The sequence below is a fragment of the Bacillus ndiopicus genome (assembly GCF_000612805.1).
Taxonomy (GTDB): Bacteria; Bacillota; Bacilli; order Bacillales_A; family Planococcaceae; genus Metasolibacillus; species Metasolibacillus ndiopicus.
Genome location: NZ_HG964407.1, coordinates 141,744 through 167,513, shown reverse-complemented (window position 1 = coordinate 167,513; position 25,770 = coordinate 141,744). Strand labels below are relative to the sequence as shown.

Annotated in this window: 22 protein-coding genes; 17 read left to right on the top strand and 5 right to left on the bottom strand. The window is 36.9% G+C overall.

The window, feature by feature from the left end; translation table 11 throughout:
- The first annotated feature begins 154 nt into the window (after positions 1-154).
- The gene (locus TY13_RS14175) at positions 155-490 is read left to right on the top strand and encodes a c-type cytochrome (protein ID WP_042477315.1); all 336 of its coding nucleotides are present in this window, start codon (positions 155-157) and stop codon (positions 488-490) included.
- A 165-nt stretch (positions 491-655) separates the two neighbouring features.
- Here the strand turns inward: TY13_RS14175 and TY13_RS14170 are convergent, their stop codons facing one another.
- On the bottom strand, positions 656-1,636 hold the full coding sequence (locus TY13_RS14170) for a diaminopimelate dehydrogenase (RefSeq protein WP_042477312.1): 981 nt from the start codon (positions 1,634-1,636) through the stop codon (positions 656-658).
- A 193-nt stretch (positions 1,637-1,829) separates the two neighbouring features.
- On the opposite strand from TY13_RS14170, the gene TY13_RS14165 reads away from it, so the two are divergent.
- The gene (locus tag TY13_RS14165; protein WP_042477310.1) at positions 1,830-2,477 is read left to right on the top strand and encodes a uridine kinase family protein; all 648 of its coding nucleotides are present in this window, start codon (positions 1,830-1,832) and stop codon (positions 2,475-2,477) included.
- A gap of 103 nt (positions 2,478-2,580) precedes the next feature.
- On the opposite strand, the gene TY13_RS14160 is transcribed toward TY13_RS14165, so the two are convergent.
- Positions 2,581-3,630, bottom strand: coding sequence for a DmpA family aminopeptidase (locus TY13_RS14160; RefSeq protein WP_042477308.1), 1,050 nt, complete (start codon positions 3,628-3,630; stop codon positions 2,581-2,583).
- A 445-nt stretch (positions 3,631-4,075) separates the two neighbouring features.
- Between TY13_RS14160 and TY13_RS14155 the strand changes: the two genes are divergently transcribed.
- Positions 4,076-5,101 carry an AI-2E family transporter gene (locus TY13_RS14155; protein WP_042477307.1) on the top strand — a complete coding sequence of 342 codons (1,026 nt, stop codon included), beginning with the start codon at positions 4,076-4,078 and terminating at the stop codon, positions 5,099-5,101.
- 39 nt (positions 5,102-5,140) lie between these two features.
- On the opposite strand, the gene TY13_RS14150 is transcribed toward TY13_RS14155, so the two are convergent.
- Positions 5,141-6,391, bottom strand: a complete 1,251-nt coding sequence (locus tag TY13_RS14150) for a helix-turn-helix domain-containing protein (protein ID WP_042477306.1) — start codon at positions 6,389-6,391, stop codon at positions 5,141-5,143.
- 196 nt (positions 6,392-6,587) lie between these two features.
- Between TY13_RS14150 and TY13_RS14145 the strand changes: the two genes are divergently transcribed.
- The 9 genes from TY13_RS14145 (at position 6,588) to TY13_RS14105 (ending at position 13,533) form a co-directional block, all read left to right on the top strand.
- Complete coding sequence (locus tag TY13_RS14145; protein WP_042477305.1) at positions 6,588-7,889, top strand: MFS transporter; 1,302 nt, start codon at positions 6,588-6,590, stop codon at positions 7,887-7,889.
- A 95-nt stretch (positions 7,890-7,984) separates the two neighbouring features.
- Complete coding sequence (locus tag TY13_RS14140; RefSeq protein ID WP_042477304.1) at positions 7,985-9,298, top strand: YcdB/YcdC domain-containing protein; 1,314 nt, start codon at positions 7,985-7,987, stop codon at positions 9,296-9,298.
- 11 nt (positions 9,299-9,309) lie between these two features.
- Entirely contained in the window at positions 9,310-9,879 is a 570-nt protein-coding gene (locus TY13_RS14135) for a DNA-3-methyladenine glycosylase I (RefSeq protein WP_042477303.1), read from the top strand.
- Complete coding sequence (locus TY13_RS14130) at positions 9,872-10,240, top strand: YybH family protein (RefSeq protein ID WP_042477301.1); 369 nt, start codon at positions 9,872-9,874, stop codon at positions 10,238-10,240. Before TY13_RS14135 ends, TY13_RS14130 begins: the two co-directional genes overlap by 8 nt.
- A gap of 152 nt (positions 10,241-10,392) precedes the next feature.
- Positions 10,393-10,971: a TetR family transcriptional regulator gene (locus TY13_RS14125; protein ID WP_042477299.1), complete on the top strand. Its 579-nt coding sequence runs from the start codon at positions 10,393-10,395 to the stop codon at positions 10,969-10,971.
- A 148-nt stretch (positions 10,972-11,119) separates the two neighbouring features.
- Entirely contained in the window at positions 11,120-11,473 is a 354-nt protein-coding gene (locus TY13_RS14120) for a DMT family transporter (RefSeq protein WP_042477297.1), read from the top strand.
- Positions 11,473-11,787: a DMT family transporter gene (locus TY13_RS14115; protein ID WP_042477295.1), complete on the top strand. Its 315-nt coding sequence runs from the start codon at positions 11,473-11,475 to the stop codon at positions 11,785-11,787. The genes TY13_RS14120 and TY13_RS14115 overlap by 1 nt, the downstream gene beginning before the upstream one ends.
- Before the next feature lie 191 nt (positions 11,788-11,978).
- The gene (locus TY13_RS14110) at positions 11,979-12,539 is read left to right on the top strand and encodes a tetratricopeptide repeat protein (protein WP_042477294.1); all 561 of its coding nucleotides are present in this window, start codon (positions 11,979-11,981) and stop codon (positions 12,537-12,539) included.
- Position 12,540: 1 nt separating this feature from the next.
- Positions 12,541-13,533 carry a S66 family peptidase gene (locus TY13_RS14105; protein ID WP_042477292.1) on the top strand — a complete coding sequence of 331 codons (993 nt, stop codon included), beginning with the start codon at positions 12,541-12,543 and terminating at the stop codon, positions 13,531-13,533.
- A 154-nt stretch (positions 13,534-13,687) separates the two neighbouring features.
- Here TY13_RS14105 and TY13_RS14100 read toward each other — a convergent pair whose 3' ends face one another.
- Together TY13_RS14100 and TY13_RS14095 are read right to left on the bottom strand one after the other, a co-directional pair.
- Positions 13,688-16,270 carry an AAA family ATPase gene (locus TY13_RS14100; RefSeq protein WP_042477288.1) on the bottom strand — a complete coding sequence of 861 codons (2,583 nt, stop codon included), beginning with the start codon at positions 16,268-16,270 and terminating at the stop codon, positions 13,688-13,690.
- On the bottom strand, positions 16,270-17,553 hold the full coding sequence (locus TY13_RS14095) for a methyltransferase domain-containing protein (RefSeq protein ID WP_042477285.1): 1,284 nt from the start codon (positions 17,551-17,553) through the stop codon (positions 16,270-16,272). Before TY13_RS14095 ends, TY13_RS14100 begins: the two co-directional genes overlap by 1 nt.
- Before the next feature lie 102 nt (positions 17,554-17,655).
- On the opposite strand from TY13_RS14095, the gene TY13_RS14090 reads away from it, so the two are divergent.
- The 5 genes from TY13_RS14090 to TY13_RS14070 all read left to right on the top strand — a co-directional run bounded on the left by TY13_RS14090 (position 17,656) and on the right by TY13_RS14070 (position 25,758).
- Positions 17,656-19,839 carry an MMPL family transporter gene (locus TY13_RS14090; protein ID WP_042477282.1) on the top strand — a complete coding sequence of 728 codons (2,184 nt, stop codon included), beginning with the start codon at positions 17,656-17,658 and terminating at the stop codon, positions 19,837-19,839.
- Between the two features lie 91 nt (positions 19,840-19,930).
- The gene (locus TY13_RS14085; protein WP_042477279.1) at positions 19,931-21,142 is read left to right on the top strand and encodes an MFS transporter; all 1,212 of its coding nucleotides are present in this window, start codon (positions 19,931-19,933) and stop codon (positions 21,140-21,142) included.
- A gap of 457 nt (positions 21,143-21,599) precedes the next feature.
- Positions 21,600-22,967, top strand: coding sequence for a M20/M25/M40 family metallo-hydrolase (locus TY13_RS14080; protein ID WP_042477276.1), 1,368 nt, complete (start codon positions 21,600-21,602; stop codon positions 22,965-22,967).
- A 17-nt stretch (positions 22,968-22,984) separates the two neighbouring features.
- The gene (locus tag TY13_RS14075; protein ID WP_042477274.1) at positions 22,985-24,208 is read left to right on the top strand and encodes a M20 metallopeptidase family protein; all 1,224 of its coding nucleotides are present in this window, start codon (positions 22,985-22,987) and stop codon (positions 24,206-24,208) included.
- Positions 24,205-25,758: an ABC transporter substrate-binding protein gene (locus TY13_RS14070; RefSeq protein WP_042477270.1), complete on the top strand. Its 1,554-nt coding sequence runs from the start codon at positions 24,205-24,207 to the stop codon at positions 25,756-25,758. Before TY13_RS14075 ends, TY13_RS14070 begins: the two co-directional genes overlap by 4 nt.
- Positions 25,759-25,770: the final 12 nt, after the last annotated feature.

The window sequence follows — 25,770 nt, the reverse complement described above, 5'->3', positions numbered from 1 at the left end:
AAACGGGAAGAGCTAAGAACAAATGGAAAGTAGGCACAATTCTGTCATAGTTCAAAATGTATGAAAGCTTTTGGACAGGGTTATACTTGAAGTAGTTTCTATAGACATGCTATGGTTTAAACGTAAGGTAAAATATACAAAATGAGGTGTTATTATGGCGAAGCGATTAATGCACGTAGTGTTAGCAGGTGGATTGGCGGTATTTGGTTTAGCTGCATGTGGTGGAAATAAGGCAAAAGAAGAGCCGACTCCTCCTACAAATGAGCAAGCTGGGGATACTGTAGCAGTTGGAGAAAGTGTTGCTAAAGCAAATTGTATTGGCTGTCATGGTGGCGATTTAACAGGTAGTATGGGACCAAGCTTACATGGTCTAACATTATCTAAAGAAGAAATTGTTGATATTTTAAAGAATGGCAAAGGTAATATGCCAGCAGGTCAAGCTAAGGGCGACGAAGAAGCAGTGGCAGATTATATTTTAACATTGAAATAATTTATATGGGTGTAGGGATGACAAATAAGAATTTGCCATCCCTACACCTTTTATTTATTCATTTTAAACTGAAAGAAAACATATAGAAATCAGTGTTTTCAATCATTTAAAAAATTCTTATATTTTTCAAGATGGTAAACATTTCAATCAGAAAACCATTTTCCATTACAATAATTCTTTACGTAGCTCTGCAGCGGATTTTGGTGATAATAAACCGAATGGGATATCGAAAACAGTTTTTGCTCCTTTATCGCCTGCTTTATTTAAGCGATAGGCTGCGCGTGCATATGCAACAATTACGCTTGATGTAAAATTTGGATTGCTTTCAAGCTTTAAAGAGAATTCTAAAATTTGCTTGTCATTATCTCCGCTTTCTCCACTGCGAATAACAAATCCACCATGTGGCATACCTGTATGATTCGCTTTAAAATCGTTTTCAGTAATAAAATGAACTGTCGTGTCATACTCATCGAAGTAGTTTGGCATCGTTACAATTTCCTGCTCAATTTTTGCAGCATCAGCGCCTTCTTCTAACACAACCCAGCATTCACGGGCATGCTTTTCGCGTGTTGATAGCTCAGGGTTTTCCCCGTTTCTTACACGTTCTACAGCTTCTTTAATTGGCAATGTGTATTGTACTGCGTGCTTAACACCTGCAATGCGACGTACTGCATCTGAATGGCCTTGGCTTAGTCCATCTCCCCAGAAAGTATATGTTGAACCAACAGGTAAAACAGCTTCGCCAATTAAGCGATTTAATGAAAATAGGCCAGGATCCCAACCAACAGAAATAAGCCCTATTTTTTCAGATTTTTGCGCAACAGCATCTACAGCATCGAAAAACTCTGGGATTTTCGCATGTGTGTCGAAGCTATCTACGATATTAAACCATTGTGCAAAATGTGGACTATGCTTTGGTAAATCAGTTGCAGAGCCACCGCACAAAATCATTACATCGATATCATTCTTAAATTTTTCAGCTTCATCTATTAAATATACTTTCGCATTGCTAGCAACTTTCACTGTTGCTGGATCACGACGTGTAAAAACAGCAACTAGCTCCATATCAGGATTTTGAGATATTGCGTGCTCTACACCACGACCTAAATTTCCATAACCTACGATACCAATTCGAATAACAGTCATTTAAAATCCTCCTATATCCCACAAGTTTATGTGAGTTTTTGCATAATTATTATAATACGTGTTGCCTATAAAATTCACAATAGTCCGATTATATATATTTTATGACAATTAATTCGCTTACATGTTGCTTGCTAGTAATAATTTAGGGTACACTAACATTCGCTTATATTTCAAAAACAAGGAGGAATTGAGAATGGAGCAGCTATTACAGCTTATTAAGAATTGGGCAAATGGCCAAAATAAAAGAATTGTAATCGGTATATCAGGGCATGGGGCTGCTGGAAAAACGACCTTTGCACAGAAGTTAATCGCATTATTTGAGCCCAATTCAATCAACTATATCAATACAGATCCGTATATCGTTGATTCAGAAATGCGCAAAAAAACGATGATTGATTATACATATAATAATGAGCAGCATCATTATAAAATGACTGCCTGTCACCCTGCGGCACATCATTTGCCATCGTTAGAAAGAGACGTAGAAATGGCTCGACAAGGGCTAGATTTTTATACAATTGATACGCATTATCTACCATGCACATTAATTTCATCTAACAATAAACTAACGATTGTAGAAGGGATGAGCGTTGCTTTTATAAATCCATCGCTCTTCGATTTAAAAATATATTTTTATACGGATGATGATACAGAGTTTATCAGAAGGGCAGGGCGAGATATTACGGAAAGAGGGATGGAGTTACAATATTTGCAGCATTCCCATAATGAACGAAGAATTCAATATAAAGTGTTTATACATCCATACAGTGAAAACTTTGATATAGTTGTGAAATCGTCGCAAGAGAAGATTTTTATTGAAAAAATGACAGGTCTAAAGTAATGATTCGCTCAATTAGCAGGCAAATTCGCCCGCAAAACGGATGAATTCGCCCGATTCAGAATTAGTTTCGCCCGCAAAGTCAAAATGATGAATAATTTGGGTTCTAATCAAATTGATAGGCATGCACAATATGTCCATTGCGTCCTAAAGTTGTCTTTGCTTGCGATAAAGAATTTAAAATTGCTTCCTCTGTAGCCTCTGCTGCAGCTGCAAATAATTTATTCATAACGGGATGATCCTCGCGTAGCTGTGTCCGTGTTTCGAATAATTCCTCAGTTTTATGTGCAATTGTACGGGCTGTGGTAAAGCCAATAACAATATCTCCGCTGCCATGTGAAAAATGGCTGCCAGTACGTCCAAGACCTATGCCGCAGCGTTTAATAACACGTAGTAATTGTCTACTGCTAAGTGGAGCATCAGTTGCTAAAACAATAATAATTGAGCCATCTGTTGGTGTTACAGTATCTGTAGACTGTTTCTTAGGGGGCATATAGTGCTCAGCTAAAAAATCATCCTTGCTACCAAAGTTGCTTAACACTAAACAACCAACTTTATAGCTTATTTCATCATTGGCTTCGACGATGCGTGAGGACGAGCCAATGCCCCCTTTATAGCCAAAGCAGACCATGCCTTTACCAGCGCCGATAGCTCCTTCGGCAGCAGTAACATCTGAAGCATTGTGAATTGCTTCAATTGCATGTTTTGGCGTAACAGCGCAATGTCGGATTGAGTTCAGATGGCTGTCATTACATTCACCAATGACAAGATTAATTGTTCCTGTTGTTTGCCCAATTGCTTCATTTGTCTCAAGCATATATTGTAGTGTCCCTTGAGTAACAGCAGGAACACTCAATGTATTTGTAAGCATAATAGGTGATTCTAGCACACCAAGCTCATTTACTTGCACAAGTCCCGTTGTTTTGCCAAAGCCATTTAATACATAGCTAGCGGCTGTTACCTTTTGTTCAAACAAATTGCCAGCATGAGGCAGTATCGCTGTTACACCAGTGCAGGCATAGTCTCCTTGTTCACTTAAGGGAGAGTCCAGTGTAATATGGCCCACTTGAACACCTTCTATATCCGTAATGCAATTTTTTTCGCCTGTAGGAAGTTTTCCTATAATAATACCGTGTTCTCGTAGTTTTTTGCTCATCTTCATACCTCCTAAACTGTTATTTTATATAGTAACTAAAGGCTTACTAATTACATAATATAAGGGCAAACTAAATAATATTATCTCACCTTATTGTTGAGTATAGTAAACAAAATCCTATTTCTTAAGGTAAGAAGTTAATCAATGCATAGTTATAAAGTAAAACTAATATGAATGATTAGTAGGTCTTTCTTTTTTCTATTAAAATTAAATTTAAGGTAATAATACTTTGGATATCACGGTTATGCACGTTATAATAATTAATATATAGAAAGGGAATGGATTTTTAAAATATGGATATGCTAAGTAGTACTAAATTCATAAATGTTAAAGCTGTCGAGGAAATACGATAGCTAAAAAAACTTATAAACAAAGGGAGGTCGCTGCTACTAAACAAGGCGTCTATATTTAGATATAAGGCTTTGTTCATATTTTGAGTAGTAGAATGCTCGTGTGGGATTTTTTTAAAAGTCATGGCTTTAAGAGGTTTATGATTTTAATAGGTATTGGGATTGCGTTATATTTAATGCGTAGTATGCTTGATCTAATTTTGTTCACATTTATTATTACATATTTAATGAATCGTCTAAGCACAAAGCTAACAAGTACTATTAAAAAGTATGTGCCGATAAAAGAGGCGGTCATTACGGTTATCATTTACTTATTGTTTGTCGCAGGAGTTGTTGGAACGGTATATAAATATTTACCTCTTATTTCGCAGCAAATTACACAGCTATTTAATTTAATGATGAATTTTAATATTAATCCGAATGAAAACGAAATTACGAAATATTTAGCGCCAACGATTGAGAAAATTGAGTTGGAACAGTATTTACAGCAAGGTGTAAATTTTATCGTAGAAAATATTACGAATATTGGGAAGTTGCTTCTGCAAATTTTAATTGCGGCTATTTTAAGCCTATTTATTATGTTAGATAAACATCGTATTGTTGAATTTACGATGAAGTTTAAAAATAGTAAAATTGCCCCTTTATACGACGAATTAGAATATTTCTCTAAAGTATTCATTCGTTCTTTTGGTAAGGTAATTGAGGCGCAATTTATTATTGCAACGGTAAACTGTGCATTATCCGTTGTAGTTTTATCAGTTATGGGATTCCCACATTTAATTGCGCTAGGGGTTATGATTTTCGTGCTTGGGCTAATACCAGTAGCGGGTGTCATTATTTCATTAATCCCATTAACAATTATCTCCTACAGCATTGGTGGCTTTATGTATATCGTGTACATTTTGGTTGTCGTTGTTGTTTTACATGGCATTGAGGCATATTTCTTAAATCCAAAGTTAATGTCTGCGAAAACGGATTTGCCAATTTTTTATACGTTTATGGTGATTTTATTCTCAGAACATTTCTTAGGAGTGTGGGGGTTAATTATCGGTATTCCACTATTTATGTTCCTATTGGATGTACTTGATGTAACTTCCTCAAAACAACAAAAAATAGAGTGAAAAAGGATGCTTCTCAAATTTGCTGAGAAGCATCCTTTCTTAATGTGTAATACGTTCATATGCTTGCAAAATGAATTGTTTATCGAAACTATTTTTAAACTCCTTCACACCATCCATCGCATATAATATATCGCGCTTGGCGTTTACGATATCGCCTTCTTCGAAATAGCATAGCGCACGAACGGCAAAGGCGCGATAGGATATACCTAAATCTAATGGGTGATGCTGATTTTCTGAAACGAATAGATTTTCTAATAATTTTTTTGCTTGTGCATATTGTTTTAGCTGTAGATGGGCATAAGCATACTCACCATTTGTGAATAAAAGGGCATCAATAAATGCATCTTTGGGTACATCAAAGTAATCAATTTGAATTGATAATGTTTTTTCGAAATCTTTTTCAATTTGATTTGTATATGCTAATGTCATGATTTGTGTAGAGATAGCATCGATTGGGTCCTCTAACACAGTTGAAAATGCCTTCATTTTTGTTAAGTAATCATAGCTTTTTTCCGCGTCTCCATTTGAACAATGCAAATAACATAAAAAACGATAAAAATCATTTAAGCGATACAATACTTTTTTCTCTTTCGCCATTTTTAAAGCGATTTCGAAATATTCCTCTGTTTTTTGATTATTATTCAAAGCAGTGTAAGCGGCAGCCAGGTTGTAGTAAAAATCGAGTTTTTCAAGGTCGTTAATTAAATAGTAGTAGCGGTCAATATATTTTTCCCCTTCTAATAAATAATCAAGTGCTTGTTCGTAATGGTGTGTGTTAAAAGCAATGCCACATAAAAGACTAAAACAACTAAGCATTTTAGAGTAGGCATGGACATTCTCATACATTTTAGCTAAAGGTAAAAATGGCTCGACGGAACGGTTAATTTTTAAGCGATAGCGCACTACTAAATAAATTTCTAGTAAGCGTACTTCCTCATAGCTAGTTCCTTTCAAGCTGTTAGATTGCACGAAAGGTTCGATAAGCTGTAATAATTCTCGTTCCTTTAGCTCTCTTTGTTCTTTCTCATACTCTTTTTTTAATTGCGAACTGAGCTGCTCAGCCTGCATGAACACATCATGTATTTTTTTGTTATCCTCTGATTGTATTAATTCAGCAACATCTATTTGGAGCTGACTTGCAATATAATGCAAGCTCTCCATCGAAGGTTGCGCTTTGCCGTTTTCAATTAAGCTTAACATTCCTTTTGTTAGACGATCCCCTGCTACTTGTGCCAAAGTCATTTTTCGTTCTTTGCGTAGCTCTTTTATTTTTGCACCTATATTCAACATAAGGTCACCTCACTACGTAAGATTATAGCAAATATTATTGTAGAAGGATATTAATTTTAATTTAATTAAACAAAAGAGGGGATTAATACTGGATAAAATGAATTAATTTTAAATTTAATTAAACTTTATATTGAAAATTCAAAATGTATGTTTTACAATAAGTTTAATTAAATTAAACAAAAGGTGTGGGAAGCTAATGGATGAAAAATTGAAGTATAAAAAATCAACGTATCATTTGTATACATTCCTGATGAGTAAAATGATTGGTTCACTTGGTTCTAATGTATACGCATTTGGTATTAGTATGTATATTCTTTCTTTAACGGGCTCTTCTTTAAGTTTTGCTGCAAATATACTATTAAGTATTATACCTAGAACAATTATTTCTCCTATTGCAGGAATTATAGGGGATCGTGTCCCACGTAAATGGCTAGTAATTGGCGGTCAGGCTGGAGTAGTCTTAACGGTTAGTGTTATGTTGATTTACACATGGGTAGAGGGTTTATCTTTAGTAGCAATATATTTAGCAACATTGTTCAATAGTATTTTTAGTTCGTTTTCTAGCGTGGCCTTTTCGGCATCTATAGCGAATTTAGTTGATGAAGAGCGTCTCCAAAAGGCGATGAGCTTTAATCAGCTATCGTATTCCGTTTCAGGTATAGGCGGTCCGGTTTTTGGGGGAATGTTATTTGGCTTCGTATCAATGGAGATATTTTTACTCGTGTTTATTATCGCAGAAACAATTGCTTTATTATTAGAATCTACGATGAATTTTACGCTGCATAAGAAGCCTAAAGAAGCAACTGCTTCAGAGCAGAAAGAAACGATGTTTGAAAGCTTTAAGGCTGGATTTGTTTACTTAAAGCAAAAACCTGTTGTCCGTGCAATTTTATGGACAGCATTATGGTTGAATTTATTTTTCACATGTTTAAATGTCGGTGGAAATTATATATTGTTAACAATTTTACATTTAGATCCGAAACTTATCGGCGTTGTTGAAGCGGGAGCAGCAATCGGGATGTTGATTGCGTCGATTTATTTTGCTACCCGATCAAATTTAAAATTCCCTTTAGTAGTCGTGAAACGCTCAACGCTACTAATGTCAATTTTAGTAATCCTGACTGCTGTACCGTTGCTATTTACTTTTTCAAACATGACAATTTTCATTTATTACTTGGTGATTATGTTTTTATCGGGTGGATTAGGCGTTATTACAAACACACCAATAGGAGTAATTATGCAAACATCAATCGATGAGGAATATAAGGGGCGTGTGTTTGGTATCGTGGAAATGATGGCAATGAGCATGATGCCAATTGGAACATTAGTATTCGGTATTTTATACGATATCGTTCCAGCTCAATATATTTTGATTGTCAGTGGTACAATTTTAGTATTTATCGTCTTAATATTGCTACGCCGCTCAGTAATTGAAATGGCACACCCAGAGTTAAAAAATAACAAAAAATTAAATGTTTTAGAGGAAGTAGAAGGGTAAGTGAATGCCCTTCTTTTTTTCTTTGGAAATACTTGTATAAAAAGAAAGATTGAATTATAATATAGGGAACATACATTCTGTTTAGGGGGTTAGATATGAATCATCACCAGTTAAAGGAACGGGCACTAGCTATTGCAAAGCCATCTAAGAGTTTCCAAATAATGTTTGAAGAAATTAATGCACAGCCAGGGGAAGAATCTTTATTTATTTGGGGAGATAATCAAGAAAGTATAAAGGTGCAGTTAGATTACGATGGTACTTTAAAGAGTTATTTTATTTCAAAGGAAAGCTATGAAGTGCCTGTAGACAAGGAAATATCACAGGAAGAAAGGTACAAGCTTGCGGAGCAATTTTTGCTACAATACTATCCAAATGCGCTAGCTGATTTTACATTTTATAAGGTGGAACCAATTGACGAAATTGAGCAATTTCATTATGGACAGCTTGTAATGGATTTGCCACTTGCCAATGCAGGGATTATTATCGGTCTAGATAAAGCGGGGAATTTGGTGGAATTAATGCATATGGGCAAATTATCTGAACCTGAAATTCCTAAAAAATTAGTTGGTAAAAAGGCTTTATACGAAAATGCTAAAAAGCATATACGTATGCGCTTAGCAATTGCTGAAATTGCAGGGCAGCTACGCCTTATTTATGAGCTAGATGATGTGTATCCAGTTTATCAGGCGGATATTTTGGAGCCTGTTATAAATGAACAACGATGTAATATACATTACGAGATATTACCGTCATTAGGGGCTAACTTTAGTAGGTCGTTGGAGGATATAATAGGGGTAAGTAGCGGAATGCAAATAATCGATGAAATTACATCTAACAATGTAAAACGGATTGTTTGGGCTGAGAAAAAAGGAGAGGATTTATACGAGGATACTGTTCATGCAAGAATAGATATGAACACAGGTCAACTTCTAAGCATGACATGGTTTAAAGAGCGTCAAGGCAATTTGCAATTAAATGAAAAGGAAGCGTTACAAAACGCAGTGACATTTTTACAGCATGCTGCACCAGAAATGTATCCTTATTTACAACTAGAAGTAGATAAAAATAGACAATATCCTAGATTTATGTTTCGTTTAATAAAAGCACAAAATATCAAAACTCATTTTATGGTATCCGTTACAATTAATTGTTCGACAGGAGATGTGGAGTCGTTTCATGGCAGACCTATTGATATGGAACAATTTGAACACGTTCCTAGTGTACCAGCTATTTCAGCGCAGCAAGCGAAGAACATATTTTTGGCGCATTTAGATTTTCGCTTAGAGTGGGGTATGGGTAATGCAATAGGCAGCTCTGTACTGAGATATGACTGCTATGATAAAAAAACAGGCAAAGTGCTAGGTTATATTGATGCGTTAGATGGTACAGTGATAACATTCCAAGATTAGGGGGAGCAATTATGCAGCGTTGCGCATGGGTAAAATTAGATGAACCATTGTATGTTGAATATCATGATAATGAATGGGGCAAGCCTATTTACGATGATCAAAAGCTTTTTGAAATGCTTTGCTTAGAGGGGGCACAGGCAGGGTTAAGCTGGTGGACAATTTTACAAAAACGCGAAGGCTATCGTGAAGCATTTGATGGATTTGATGCCGAGAAAATTGTTCATTATACTGATGAAAAATTAGCTGAATTAAAGGAAGACACACGTATTGTACGCAATAAACTGAAAATCGCTAGCGTCGTGACAAACGCACAGGCTTATTTACGCATGCAACAACAGTATGGGTCTTTTTCAAATTACATTTGGCAATTTGTTAATCATGAGCCACTCATTAATCATTGGCCAACAATAAGTGAAGTACCTGTAACAACAGTTGTTAGCGATAAAATGAGTAAACAATTAAAGAAGGACGGCTTTAAATTTGTTGGTAGTACAATTTGCTATTCTTTTATGCAGGCAGTAGGAATGGTGAATGACCATGTACAAGATTGCTTTTGCTACAAAGGAGACTCAAATGAATAATTCATATGAACAAGCTCTAACCGATTATATAGAAGCTACAAATACACATGATTTTACTAATGTAAAACAAATGCTACATCCAAATGTTGTTTATTGGTTCACAAATCAAAATTGTACAACGATGATTGAAATACAGCATTATTTTGAAAATGCCTGGGAAACAATTAAAGAAGAAGTATATGAAGCAAAGGATGTTCAGTGGCTCGTAACGAATCAAGATACAGCTACTTGTCTGTATACTTACAGCTATTCTGGTTATCACAATAGAGAATTTGTTTCAGGGCAAGGTAGAGCAACGAATGTTTTTGTGAAAAATAAGCACGGTGAATGGAAGCTCATACATGAGCATTTAAGTAATTAATAAGACAGTATAATTTTGTTGTAAAGCCTATAAGTATGTTAGTAGGTTTTACACCCCTCAAAAAAATGACTGATTGTCAGTCATTTTCTCTTGACTATTTATTTTGACACATATATACTATAATCAAGCAGTATGAAAGAGAGGGATATTAAATGTCGAAGAAAGAAAAAATTGTGCAGGCCGCGATTTCTGTATTTCGTGAAAATGGCATTGCAAAAACAAAAGTATCCGATATCGTAAAAGCTGCTGGTATCGCACAAGGAACATTTTATCTATATTTCCCATCACTGCTTTCCATTATGCCTGCTATTGCTAAGGAAATGGTAGATAAAATGGAGGAAGTTGTTGAGCAAAACGTGGTGACAGATGCTCCATTTGAAGAGCAAATTGTTCAAGTCGTTGATGCGATTTTTGGGTTAGTAGAGAAAAATAGAGATATATTCGCTGTTATTTACGCTGGTATCGCACAAACAGAGCATATAAAAGAATGGGAAAGCATTTATGCTCCGTTTTATGAATGGATGCACCATTTTTTAGAGAGCGCACAGCAACAGGGAATAATCAGAGCCTCTTTCAATGTAAAGCAAGGAGCAAAAATTGTAATAGGATTAATAGAATTTGCTGCTGAACAAATTTTCCTGTATGACGAAAGTACGGAGGAGTCTATTCAAGAGCAGAAAAAGATGCTTCTCGATTTTTTATACAACGCGTTAGGAATGCGCCATGATTAAGTGGCGTTTTAATTTTAAATTAAAATGACTGACAGTCAGTCAGTCATAAAAAGAGTGTGCTAAATGATTAAATGCTATTGATGTTCAACTTGTGTGAATCATTACAGGGAGTTAGTTAAATACAATTAATTTAAGGGAGTAAATTATTATGAGTAGATCTTGGTTATATGTAGGTTTAACATCTTTATTTGAGTTATTTTGGGTGTTTGGTTTTAATGTTGCAAACGCTTGGTGGCATTGGGGAATTATTTTAGGGATTTTAGTGATAGATTTCTATTTCTTATCAAAGGCATGTGAGCAGCTACCAACAGGAACCGTTTATGCGATATTTGCTGGTGCAGGAACAATCGGCACTACATTAATGGATATTTTTATCTTTGACGGGGAGTTTAGTTTAGTGAAAGCTTTATTTATGGTTATTTTAGTTGTAGGTGTAATTGGATTGAAGCTTGCTGATAATTCAACAGAGGACGACAACATGGGAGAAGGAGTGCAGGGATAATGGGTTGGTTATTTATTTTAGTTGCAGCAATGGCTGAAATTGTCGGTGTAGTAGGTTTGCGTTTTTATAGTCAAAATAAAACATTACGTAATTTGCTTATTTATATTGGTGGCTTCGGTACATCTTTTGCTTTCTTATATGCATCATTTAATTATTTACAATTAAGTATTGCTTATGTTGTATGGGTTGGTATTGGCACTTTAGGGGCAGTGCTAGTTAATATGGTCTTTTTCGGTGAATCTAAAAACATTGCACGTATAGCAAGTATTTTTGCGATTATTATTGGTGTCGCAGGGTTAAAAGCATTTGCGTAATCAATCTAGTAAAAATAATAAATAAAGCGTTTGAAGTCATAATGAAAATTTTGATTTCAAGCGCTTTTATTTTAAGATTATTGATTAGTCTTGCGTGCGAATCATTACCTTATATCTATTAAAACCATAGCTTCGTTTTCTTTCTACACTAATATTTGTATAATATATTGTAATTGGAGGGGGGTTATGCCATGCTATTGGAACAATTGAAGCAAGATTTCTTAACTATAAATAAAACAGTTTATTTTGATGAACATCAATATTTGCGTGAACAAACTAAAGATCCTAAAAGTGTTCAGGCATTTATAAAACAAGCAGAGATGCTACTACAGCAAATCGAGAACGCCGAGGAACAATATTATTTATTAGGGACACTTGGTTATTGCTATCGCATTTTGAATCAAGCTAATAAAGCCATCTACTATTTAGAACAATGTCTAAAAAAAGTAGAGGAAAATCCTGCCCGAAAAATGGTTACGCTTATTCGGCTAGGTGAGGCATTTAAATACAACAATCAGCATCATAAAGCTTTAAAATTATTTGAAGATGCACAAGCAATCCAAAAAACACATAACATCGAAAACTATGAGGATTTTATCTATCAGCACAAGGCAAAATGTTTAATGGAGCTAGGGGACAATGTTCAAGCAAAGGAGCTTTTGAAATTGGCTTTGGCAATTAGAAAAGATAAAGGCGTAGACTCGTTAATTACATCTACAGAAAAAGCTCTACAGCTATTAAAGGAGGAATAAGATGCTAGAACGATTAAAAAAAGGGGATTCGATTGGGATTTTTACACCATCATCTCCAGCCACTGTGACAGCGCAAGTGCGTTTTGAGAGAGCAAAGGATTTTTTAAAAGCAAAAGGCTTTCACATTGTAGAGGGAAATTTAACAGGAAAATCTGATACTTACCGTTCAGGGTCACCAAAAGAGCGAGCAAAGGAGTTAAATGAATTACTACATAACCCCAATATTAAAATGATTATGTCCACAATTGGCGGTACGAATTCCAATAGTATCCTGCCGTATATTGATTATGATGCATTTAGAGCAAACCCTAAATATGTTGTTGGTTATTCAGATGCGACAGCTATTTTACTTGCGCTTTATGCGAAAACAGGAATTTCAACATATTATGGCCCAGCATTAATTCCTTCTTTTGGTGAATTTGAGCCATTAGTAAATGATACATATGACTATTTTCAATCTTATTTTATGGAAGAATCTACATTACCTTATGAAGTGCCAATGCCTGCCTTTTGGTCAGACGAGCCTGTCAATTGGCTTGAGAAAACAACAGAAAAAGCACTTTTTGCGAATGAATGGCTGACAGGGCAATCTGGTGTGGCAGAGGGGCGCTTAATAGGTGGCAATAATAATGCGATGTATGGTTTTATCGGAACGGAGTATTTCCCTGAAATTCAGCAAGGCGATATTTTACTAATTGAGGACTGTATGAAGGATGCCTCTGTTGTCGAAAAGAACTTTGCGATGCTGAAGTTGCATGGGGTTTTTGAGCGTGTTAAAGGCATTATTTTAGGCAAGCATGAACGTTTTGATGATTTAGGGACAGGAAAGACACCACTTTCTCTTTTATTAGAGCAACTGGATGGAAAAGATATACCGATACTTGCTGACTTTGATTGTTGTCACACGCACCCTATGCATCCGTTAGCGATTGGAAAAAAAGTAAGACTAAATGCAACTGCGAAGAAAGTGTACTGTGTAGAGCCTTGGTTGTAAGTGTATTTTTACTGAACATGGAATAAACTTTGAGAAACATGGAATAAATCACAAAAAACATGGAATAAACTTTGGGAAACATGGAATAAATCACGAAAAACGTGGAATAAAACTATAAATGTAGCTGTCGGGAATTCGTGTCCCGACAGCCTTTTTATAATCTTGGATCAACCGCATCGCTTTCCAATGCTAATGTGGCTAGTACGCATTCATGGATGCGAGCTAAGCTTTCTTTTTGTACGAAGCGTTCGATTCCTTCTAAGCCTAATGCAAATTCTTGTAAGGCATGCTTCATTTTTTTACTTGGTTTACGCTTTTTTAGTTGTGCGAGCTGTTTAAGGTCTGTATAATCCATGCCGTAAATGATGCGTAAATATTCACGACCGCGCACTTTGATTGCGGGCTGAATAAGCTTATCTTTATTTTTAGGAATAAAGGTTAAAGGCTTAATGACAATACCTTCATGCCCCACAGCCGTCATTTCCTCCCACCAGGCAATCGCCTTTTGCTCGTCTTGCTCGTTGTTAATAACTTGATACTCTGTTGCAATAAAGATGGTGGAATCTTGAGCAAGCCAATGATTCATTTCCATATGCCACGTATGGGGCTGATGGAAGCAGGTTCCGTTACTATGTGCGAGAATATGGAACGGTGCAATTTGAATAGCTGATAAGTCTTCCACGGACCAACAATAATTTTGATAAACCGCATCAAAGCGTACCGCATTGCGTAAAAGCTCCTTATATTGCTGTTGCCACTCTGTTACATCAACAAGTGTTGTTTGTAGCTTTGTAGCTAGCTTTTGGCGATCCATTAAAGCGTGCTCCGCTACATGTGCATATTGTTCGTCAATAAGTGGTTGCGCTTTTAAATTCCACGGTAAAATTTCAGCATCAAGCAAGACGAAATCTGTGTCCATTTTCTCGAAATAGTTTTTTGCGACTAATTCTGCATGTAACTTGTGCACGATGATTCCGTGGGTATTTGAAGCAAAAAAGGCTCGTCCACTACGTGTTGTGATAATGCCGAGTGTTTCTGTATCTACCCATTCTTTCGCGATTCGCTTATTTTTGAACAATAAAAGAACAGCGCGGCTCCCCATATGCTTTTTCTCAGCGATGAGCTCAGTAAATCCATGCTTTTTATAATAGGCAAAAGCTTCAGTAGGGTGTTCTAAATAATCCTCGAGCTGTGATGTTTGCGGTGTTGGACTCATCGTTGGCGGAATATAAATGAGCTGCTCCAATGGCACAGTATAGTGTGACACTGTGTCAATTGCAGCCTTTGCATAGCCATCCCTAATCCAAACAGTGCCACCATGTGTTGTTGCAACCTCGAAGCCATCAATAAATGCACGGATATTCGGTGGAGCAAAATGCTTTACAGCAGCTTCTAATAAAGGATTTTGATGCTCACCTGCATAGTTTTCATACGCTTCTACTGCCTCAAATGTTCCCTCAGGATAACGAAAAGCTGTAAGCTGTCCACCAAAAACAACGCCTTGGTCGATATTTACTGTATTATTTATTTTTAAAGGCTTGAGCTTTGGCTCATGTCCCCAAATAATAAGCTCTGATGTATGATGGTCAGCATACCATTCAGCGCGAATCGGTCGACCGTTTTCGCTTGTACCAACAACATCACCGTAGCGGCAAAAATCACGGATACGTGGTGAGTTTTTGCCAATATAGCGATCGCGGATGCCTGCATGTGTGACAACTGCTTTACCAATGCCATTTTCTGTGATGATATAATGAGAAGGAGCGTTCAGCAGCATTTTAGCAAGACGTTCTTTTAAAGTTGTTAATTCATCTATGCCATGCGTAGTTTCAAATTGCTGCATCTCTTGTTCCACTAATTCATCTCCATGGGATAGCTGAACATCTCGACCTTCTAGCCAACGTGCAATTTTCCAGCCATGATTGCTGTCTGTCATAAAGCTTAGTCCTGCTTCAATTTGCTTTAGCCAAAATTGCATCGTGGCAAGTGATTTCGGCCCACGGCTCATAATATCACCAACAGAAATTAGCTTGCGTCCTTTAGGATGTCTATAAAGACCATTTTCTTCGATATAGCCTAATTTTTCGATTAATGCCATCATTTCATCATAGCAGCCATGTATATCTCCAATCACATCAATACCTGTGCCAAGCTCAATTGTAAGTGGCGAAGGCTTACGAACGATAGAATAAGCATCCGTATCTGGATTGAATAAATGCAGCCTTGTGAAGGCTTCTTTTTTCAAGAGGCGCTTTTCGTCTTTTAATTTACGTGCCTGTTGCTTAATGCGAGCAGCACCTCTTGGGTTTTCTCGCATTTGGTCACGTAGTAATAGTTGCTCTACCGGTACATCGAAAATGATTCCTTCAATGGGAACGTGCTGTCTTTTGGCAATAGCAAAATATTTTTCGCGTTCCTTAGCATTTAAATGGGTTGCATCGACAAAGGTTAAGCGATTTAGCTTTGCCCTTGCTGTAACGACCTGCTCCATTAGCTGGAATGTTTCCACTGAAATAGCGCTATATTGCTCGTATAATAGATCCGCCTCTTGCTTTGTTGCACCTTGGAAGTCAATAAAATCTATATCAGCAACCGTTATTCGATAGTCATCTGAGCTAACAATTTCGCTTGGAGTAATGATATTGTCAACAACAAGCTTCTGTAAAAATGTTGATTTGCCACTGTTAGATGGACCGATACATAGTACGATTGCTGCCTGTGATAAATGAAGCTGCATTACAGTCCCTCCATTCGTTTAAAAATACACATTTGTGTTGGTGTGCCATGCACTATATGCTGTTCGCCAATTCCATAAAAAGCCGTAGAGTATGGGGTCCCTTGTGACATTGCTACACACCAGCTTTCGAATTGCTGACGTGTCCATTCGAAGCGATGATCGTCATGACGCATCTCCTCTAGCTCATACACTTGGTTATAATCCGCATTTGGTGTTGTAATAATTAATGTTTTTGGCGAGTATTGTTGTAGCAACATTGACATAATTTTCGGCAAACGCACTTCATTAATATGCTCAATAACCTCGCATAAAATAAGAATATCTTTATTAACTAAAGTATTATCATAGTAAAATAATGAGCCCCATTGAATCTTTGGTGCTACAGCCGTATCAAGCCCTTCGAAGCGCTTTGTTGCTTTACGGATTGCAGCCTCACTTGGCTCAACTGCAATTAGCTCATGAATTGTTGGCAGCTCGCTTAATAAAGCGGTTAATTTTCCTTCTCCAGCACCTAAATCAACGACTGATTGATGCGAAAGCTGTTTGACTTGTTCTACAATCGCCTCGTAGCGCTGCGTATTCAGTAAGGGTTTTGTAGCAATATTAGTCTCAGTGCTAATTAAATGACGAAAACGTAGTGCCTTTTTATAAATAAAATTCTTTTGAGGGTGCTGTTCGAGCCAGCCTTCGCCGTAGCGCTCCAATCGCTCACGCTCTGCCTCATCGATAAAATAATGCTTATAATCATCCATTACAGGAATAAGAACGAAAATTTGTCGTAGTGCCTGCTGCAAAGTAGTTAGGGCACTTATTTTGATAAAGCGGGCTCGCTGCGCTGAAGAAATTGCTTCAATATCAACATGAAAGCCTAACGGTGTAAACAGTTGTTGAATTTCTACATCCGATAACGAAGTAGCAACAGGACCAAATTCAAATGTGAAAGGAAAAGCTTGCTCAGCAAATGCTATGTATTGCTCCTGTGGTTTACCATTTAATGCAGTACCGAGCATTTTGCGAATAAGTGATAAAAAAATACTACTTGTTGCAAATCCACGGTCATTAATATAATGCGTAATATCATATGCTCGCTCATGTCCAACGAGCGCGAGTGGATCAGGTGTAACGAAAATAGTTGCTTCGACTTCATTATTTGTTAGCTTGTGATAAATGAAGCGTACAGCGTGCCCTTTTTCATGACGTTCGTGTAAATTGTTTGGATTTTTAGCGAATAAATAGGAGATTTCCTTCGCATTTGGAGTTTCACAGTAAATAGTTAATTGCATTTAACCACATCCTTTCTAACTTTAACTATAATGGAAGAACAAACCTTTAGCTAGAATGTTTCACATTTCTTAGTTTTAGAAAAAAGAGAGGGGAGATTTGTGATGAAACAAAATCCATTACAACGTTTTGGGCAAGTAGTTGGTGGCAAAAAAGGAAGATGGGTCTTTCTTACAATATGGCTAGTCTTGTTAATCGTTTTAACTATGACATTGCCACAAGTAAATAGCGTAGAAAATTACGCAGGTGATGAATTGCCATCTAATATGATGTCCATTGAAGCAAATAAAATGATGAAGGAGCAATTCGCTTCAAATGCAGGTATTCCATTGTTAATTGTTTGGTTTAAGGAAACGGGGTTAGAAGTAGCAGATATAGTAAACATTCAAACTTTGTATGCAAAATTGGAGGAAGAGCCTTTGGAGGGGCAGGCAGCTTTACCTCCTTTTGCGATGTTGCCGCCAGAAGCATTGCTAGGGGCTATATCAGAAAATGGGCGCTCGCTCGTAACGCCAGTATTTTTTACAACCGATACGAATACAAAAAGCTTTAAACAAAGCCTAGAAAAAATAACATCCTATACGAAAGATGTTATGAATGAAAACCCTTATAACAAAAACTTGGATGAAAGTGGCTTACTTGCTCGCTTTTCAGGTCCTGTAGCTATTTCTGTAGATGCAGCCTCGCTTTTTGCATCAGCAGATGTAAAGCTAATGATGGCAACAGTGATTTTAATTTTAATCATTTTATTAGCGATTTATCGCTCGCCAATTTTAGCGCTTATTCCAATTATCGTTGTTAGTATTGCATTTTTAGTTATTAGCCCACTGCTTGGCTATATGGCGGAGAATGGTTGGATTCATAAAGATGCACAGGCAATCGCGATTATGATTGTATTATTGTTTGGTGCGGGTACGGATTATTGTTTATTTTTAATTACAAAATACCGCGATAAGCTATTAATGGAAAATAACAAATTTGTAGCGATTTCTGAAGCTGTACGGGATTCTGCAGGGGCTATTTTTATGAGTGGCTTTACAGTTGTTATTGGGTTAGCAACGCTTGCGCTGGCGGATTACGGCGCTTTTCAACGCTTTGCTGTGCCATTTAGCTTTGGCGTGTTATTAACAATGATTGCAGTATTAACTTTATTACCTGCACTGCTCGCTTTATTAGGTCGCAAAGCGTTTTGGCCGTTTATCCCTCGCACAATTGAAGAAGAGAAACAGCTTGCAAAAAATAAGGGCAAGGAATATAAACAGCACCAAGAAAGTCATGCAAAAATGCGGAAAATCGGTATATTTGTTACGCATAAGCCTTGGTTTATCGTGGTAACAACAAGTGTTTTATTACTTGTGTTGGCCTTTACTTCAACAAAAATCCAATATAACTATGACTTACTTTCTTCATTTCCAAAGGAAATACAATCTCGTGAAGGCTTTGTGTTAATTGAAGATAATTTTAGTGCTGGAGAATTAGCACCAGTACAACTTATTATTAATGCGGAGGGACAGCAGTTAGATGTTAAAGAACAGTTGAGTAATTTACCATATATAGCAGCGGTTAAAGAACCGCGTGTAGGTGCTACAGATACAAATATATTATTGTACGAAGTGGATTTAAATAAAAATCCATACTCGAATAAGGCAATGGCAGATGTTGAGCAAATGAAAAAAGATATAGCGTCTATTTTAGATAATGAATTTTGGATTGGCGGCGAAACGAGTGAACAGTTAGATACAAAGGAAGTGCAAATGCATGATGAGAAGTTGATTCAGCCTGTTATGATTGCCATTATTTTTGTTGTGCTACTGTTATATTTACGCGCAGTTATTACGGCTATTCAATTAATGCTAACAGTGCTTGTATCGTTTTTTGCAGCGCTTGGCTTAGGCTGGCTTATTATTCATTATGGTTTAGGGCATGAGGCGATGGCGAGTGCCATTCCACTATATTCCTTTGTATTTATTATAGCACTAGGCAATGATTACAATATTTTTATGATTTCAGATATATGGAAAAATAGACAGCGAGGGATGGACTATAAGCAATCTATTGCAGAAGGAGTAGCATCTACTGGTGCAGTAATTACATCAGCGGGCTTAATTTTGGCAGGGACATTTGCAGTGTTGGCTTCGTTGCCAATTCAATTATTAGTACAATTCGGTATTGTCACTGCTATAGGTGTTCTATTAGATACCTTTATTGTGCGTCCATTATTAGTACCTGCTTTAATTACGCTATTCGGAAGATGGTCTTATTGGCCAGGTCGTTTGTGGAAAGAATAAGTAGGTTCATTCATTCAAAATTGTGTTCTAATATTGTTTTATATTATAATTAAGAGAACGTACGTTTTGGATAAATGGAGGATACTACTTAATGGAAAACTGGAAAAGGAATATTGCACTTTTTTTAACAAGTCAGACGATTTCATTGTTCGGCTCAGCGCTTGTACAGTACGCAATTATGTGGCATGTTACGTTAACAACGCAATCTGGTATGATGATGACAATCTTTATTTTATGTGGCTTTGTTCCAACATTTTTACTATCTCCCTTTGCGGGGGTATGGGCAGATCGTTACAATCGTAAATGGCTGATTGCGATAGCGGATGGTGTTATTGCACTTTCTACGTTAGTGTTGGCTATTGTCTTTTTAATGGGCTATGAGGAGATGTGGCTATTATTTGTTATTGCAGCGATTCGTTCATTTGGTGCAGGGGTACAAACACCTGCTGTGGGGGCAATTTTGCCACAAATTGTCCCAGAGGAAAAGCTGACAAAGGTAAATGGTATTAATGGGAGTATTCAGGCAGGTATCATGTTTATTGCCCCAATGGTAAGTGCAGCATTACTCAGCTTAGCTACATTAGAGATTATATTCTTTATTGATGTTGTAACGGCAGCTCTAGCCATTTTTACATTGCTCTTCTTCTTAAAAATAGCTGTGCACGAAAAGGCAATGGGAGAGCAAGTCGGCTATATTGAAGACTTTAAGCAAGGATTGCGCTATATTCGAGAGCACGCATTTTTAAAATCATTCTTCTTATTTTTTGCAATGCTCTTCTTTTTGATTGCACCAATGGCCTTTTTAACACCGCTACAAGTAGCACGCTCCTTTGGGGATGATGTATGGCGATTAACAGTTATTGAGCTTACTTTTTCAGTAGGTATGATGGCTGGAGGAAGCGCAATTGCAATGTGGGGTGGCTTTCAAAATCGAGTACATACGATGCTATTTGCTGGGATTATTATGGCACTATGCACAATTAGCTTCGGGTTTGTGCCAAACTTTCTAGTATATTCAGTGTTAATGCTTATTTGTGGTATAGCTATGCCAATTTTCAACACACCTTCAACCGTATTGCTTCAGGAAAAAGTGGAAGGTAATTATTTAGGGCGTATTTTTGGCGTATTCGGTATGATCTCCTCGTCTATGATGCCAATAGGAATGCTTGTATTTGGCCCTTTAGCAGATGTTATTGCAATCGAATGGATTTTAATTGCGACAGGCATTTTGATGTTAGTGTTACTTTTGCTATTAGCTCGCAATAAAATATTGGTGGCTGCGGGTGTGAAGGAAGTTGAATAAAGTGAGGCTAGACTGTAAGAAAATGTAGATGGAAATCTACTTTTCTTACAGTTTTTATTTTTATTAGGAAGAATATATTTTCCTATATGGATAGTGCTAAATTATTATGGAAAATGTCTTTTATTATAAGTCGTAATTCCCTGATGTAGTGAAATTTCAATGCCTTTATTATAATTTAGCAAATTTCGTAGCGGTAGATGCAGGAAGTTCTGATTTCTGTAAATGACGGTAAGTTTGCTGATTTTATATATTTTGAAGAGTAATTTCATTTGGGGGAAAGTCTGAAATGCCTGAATTAAATATACTTTGGGGGATAAATAAGTAAGATGGAATCCGAAAAAACTATATATTTTGAAAATTCTATAAAATTAATGTTGACATATAATATATGGTCAATGTAAGATTTATGAAAATAATTATTTTCGGAAAAATTCCGAAAAATAAGGTGGAGAATAAATTGGAAAATCAAATTTTTGAGTATATTGATAAACATCGTGATTACTATTTAAAATGGCTCACAGATTTTTGTAGAATTCCAAGTGTTGCTGCACAAAATAGGGGAATGCAAGAAAGTGTAAAGTACTTAGAACAGCTTTTTGACGAGGCTTTTAATGTTTATCCTGAGATTCTTGCTACAGGGGGGCAGCCTGTCGTATTTTCACATTTACAAGGAAAAGAAGGAACGATTTTAAGCTTTTACAATCACTATGATGTCCAACCAGAAGATCCAATTGAATTGTGGAAGACACCGCCATTTGAACCGACCGTTGTTGGAAATAAATTGGTCGCCCGTGGAATTGCCGATAATAAAGGAAATTTAATAGCGCGTATGGCAGCAGTTCATGCCATTAAAAAAGTAACTGGTGAATTGCCAATTGATATTAAATTCATATTTGAAGGTGAAGAGGAAATTGGCAGTATCAATCTCGGTACATTTGCTGAAAATTATCAAGAAAAAATACAAGCAGATGCTTGTATATGGGAATTCGGTTATAAGGATGGGGAAGGTCGAATTGAAGTTTCGTTAGGTGTAAAAGGGCTTTTATACGTAGAGCTGTTCGCAAAAGAAGCAAATACTGACCTTCATTCAGCAAATGCAACTATTGTTAATAGTCCGGCATGGCGCTTAGTGAAAGCATTAAATTCGTTAAAAGATGATCAAGATCGAGTGCTGATCCCTGGTTTTTATGATGATATTACTCCATTAACAGATGAGGATTTAGAAATGCTACAGCGTTATAGCATTGAAGAGAAAAAACTGAAGGAGCATCTAGGTATTAAGCAATTTGTTAATGATTTGACAGGAGAAGAATTGAAGAAAAAGCATATTTATGAGCCTACTTGTAATATTTGCGGTATACATAGCGGCTACACAGGAGAGGGATCAAAAACGGTTTTACCTTCAGAGGCTGTTGCAAAAATTGATTTCCGACTTGTACCAGGACAGCAGCCTAATAAAATGTTGCAGTTACTGCGTAGCCATCTTGATGAAAATGGGTTTACTGATATAGAAATTCGCACTTTTGGTGAAGAAATCGCAGCGCGAACACATCCATCTGAAAAAATAGTAGGAGCCGTTTTGGAGACTGTAGAAAAATATACGAAGCAATCGCCGAATGTAGTTCCAAACACGCCTGGAACAGGTCCGATGTATGAAATATGCCAAAAGTTCGGTATACCATCTGTATCATTCGGAGTTGGAAATTTCACATCTTATACACATGCACCAAACGAAAATATAGAAATAGAAGATTTTATCGACGGGATTAAAATGGTTGCTTCACTTATCTTCACATATGGGAAAGTAATGGCACAGCAAAACTGAAAGGGGATGAAAGGTAAATGACAAAGCAACAGTTCAATAAATTAAAGGAAGTATATCCTACAGTTTATGAATCGATTATAGCTAACTATGAAAAGATTGTTGCTATTCGACAAGATTTACGTAAGCACCCTGAGCTTGGATTTCAAGAAAAAAGAACATCTAGCATTGTCGCCTCTTATTTAAAAAACTGGGGATATGAAATACAGGAAGGTATAGGCGGCACAGGTGTTGTTGGAATACTTAAAGGTAAGCAAGCAGGTCGAGTAATAGGTTTACGAGCAGATATGGATGCACTTCCAATGCCTGACGAAATCGATGAAGCATATCGCAGTGTTCATGAAGGAGTTGCACATGCCTGTGGGCATGATGTACATACGGCAAATTTACTTGGTGTTGCTAAAGTTTTTTCGGAAATAGGTTTGGAGAAAGGTGTATTGAAATTAGTTTTTCAACCAGCTGAAGAAATTGGAAGAGGCGCAGCGAAAATGATTGAAGATGGGGTGCTTGAAAATCCAGCAATGGACTTAATGGCAGGCCTTCATGTTGCTCCGGCATTGCGCGTTGGTGAATTTGGTCTATCCAACGCGGTTTATAGTGGTGCTGCAGTCGATATGTTTGAACTAGTTGTCCAAGGAAAAGGCGGACACGCTGCACACCCTCATTTAGCTGTAGATGCAGTAATGATTACTGCTCAAATCCTAGTTGCTTTACAGCAAATTGTTAGTAGACAGATTGATCCACTCGATTCGGTAGTCGTAAGTATAGGACAAATTCAAGGGGGGACGAAAGGAACAATTCTCCCTGATAAAGTTACTGTTAATGGGACAGTGCGTACTTTGAACCCAAAAACACGAGAAGGGATGGATGGGCGCATAAAGCAAATTGCAGATAATATAGCGCAAGCTTTTGGTGGTTCATGTCAATTAAGCTATACCTATGAGACCCCTGCGTTGAAAAACGACTCTACAGCCAAAGAATTCTTTGCTTCAACAGTAGGAGAGATATTCGGTTTAGAGGTAGTTCGCTATGGAAATGCATCAATGGGTGGAGAAGATTTTGCATTTTTCTCTGAAAGAGTACCATCTGTATTTTTTAGATTAGGAACAAGTTCGGGAGAATCCACTGCCCATGGGATTCATACAACAAAATTTAATGTTGATGAAGAGGCAATGCTGTTTGGGATAGGGGCTTTATGTAGCTTAGTCTGCAAATTTTTAGAGAAAGAGGGAGAGGGACTATGAAAAAAGGATTGTCTATTTTGTTGTTAGTGTTTGTACTAATTTTAGCAGCATGTTCGAAAGATAGCGGTGGCTCAGATAAAGAACAAGGTGAAAAACCCGTTGAGAAAAGCGATTCTAAAACACTCGTAGTTGGATTTGGAACAGATGTTACCTCTTTTGATATTCATAACCACAATACTACAAGTACAGAGGCTGTTCATGTCAATATGTTTAACTATTTAGTTAAAAATGGTGGTAAAGAGGGGTTTTTACCAGATCTTGCTGAAAGCTGGGAAAATGTAGATGATACAACATGGTCCTTCAAGCTTAAAGAAGGCGTAAAGTTTCATAATGGTGAAGATTTAACTGCAGACGACGTGAAATTCACATTGGAGCGTGTAGCAAATGATGAAACATTATTGGAGTACGGAAGCTATAAACAAATTAAAGAAGTAAAAGTAAAAAGTGATTATGAATTTGATATTATCACACATGCACCAGAACCAGCTTTATTAAACCGTTTATCAAGAATTGGCTCTGGGATTCTACCAAAAGATTATATCGAATCAGAAGGATGGGATACATTTGTAAATAAGCCTGTTGGTACAGGTCCTTACAAATTTAAAGACTGGAAAAAGGATGACCGTTTAACTTTAGAGGCGAACAATGATTATTTTGGTGAAGCACCGAAGTGGGAAGAAGTAGTTTTCAGAAGTATTCCTGAAGATTCAACTCGCGTTTCAGAATTATTAACAGGTGGAATCGATATTGCTGTAAATATTCCTCCAACAGATGTAGAGCGCATTGATGCAACAGAAGGTGTAACAGTTAAAAATTCTCCAACTCAACGCGTTATGATGCTTGTTCTTCGTACAGCAGAAGGCAATGTAACGGCAGACCCGCTAGTGCGCGAGGCAATTGATTTAGCGATTGATAAGCAGGCTATTGTTGATTCTTTACTTGGTGGAGCGGGTGAGGTTACACGTACACGCGTAACGCCAGGCAATGTTGGAGCAAATGAAAGCTTGTTTGGGACATCTTTATATGATCCTGAAAAAGCAAAAGAATTATTGGCTCAGGCAGGTTATGCAGATGGTCTTACATTGACACTTAGCGCACCAAATGGGCGTTATTTAAAAGATAAGGAAACTGCAGAATTAATGGTAGCAATGCTTGCAGAGGTTGGCATTACAGTAAAGCTTGAATTATTAGAGTGGAGTGCCTTCAACCAAAAGTACACGGAAAGAACATTTAACGATATGTTCTTCATTGGATACGGTAATTCAATGTTCGATGCTTCACTCGCATTAGACCGTCTACAGTTTGAACGAGCAAAAGGGGAAACGGATTATAATAACCCAGAAACAGAGAAATTATTAATTACTGCTGAAACTAATATGAACTTAGATGAGCGTGTAGAACAATACAAAAAAGCACAAGAATTCATTGCAGAAGATCGCCCGCAAATTTATTTATATCAATTACAGGCAATTACAGGTGTGAATGACCGAGTTGATTTTGAACCGAGATTAGATGAAATGTTCTACGTAGACACGATTACATTAAAATAATTGGAGATTTTC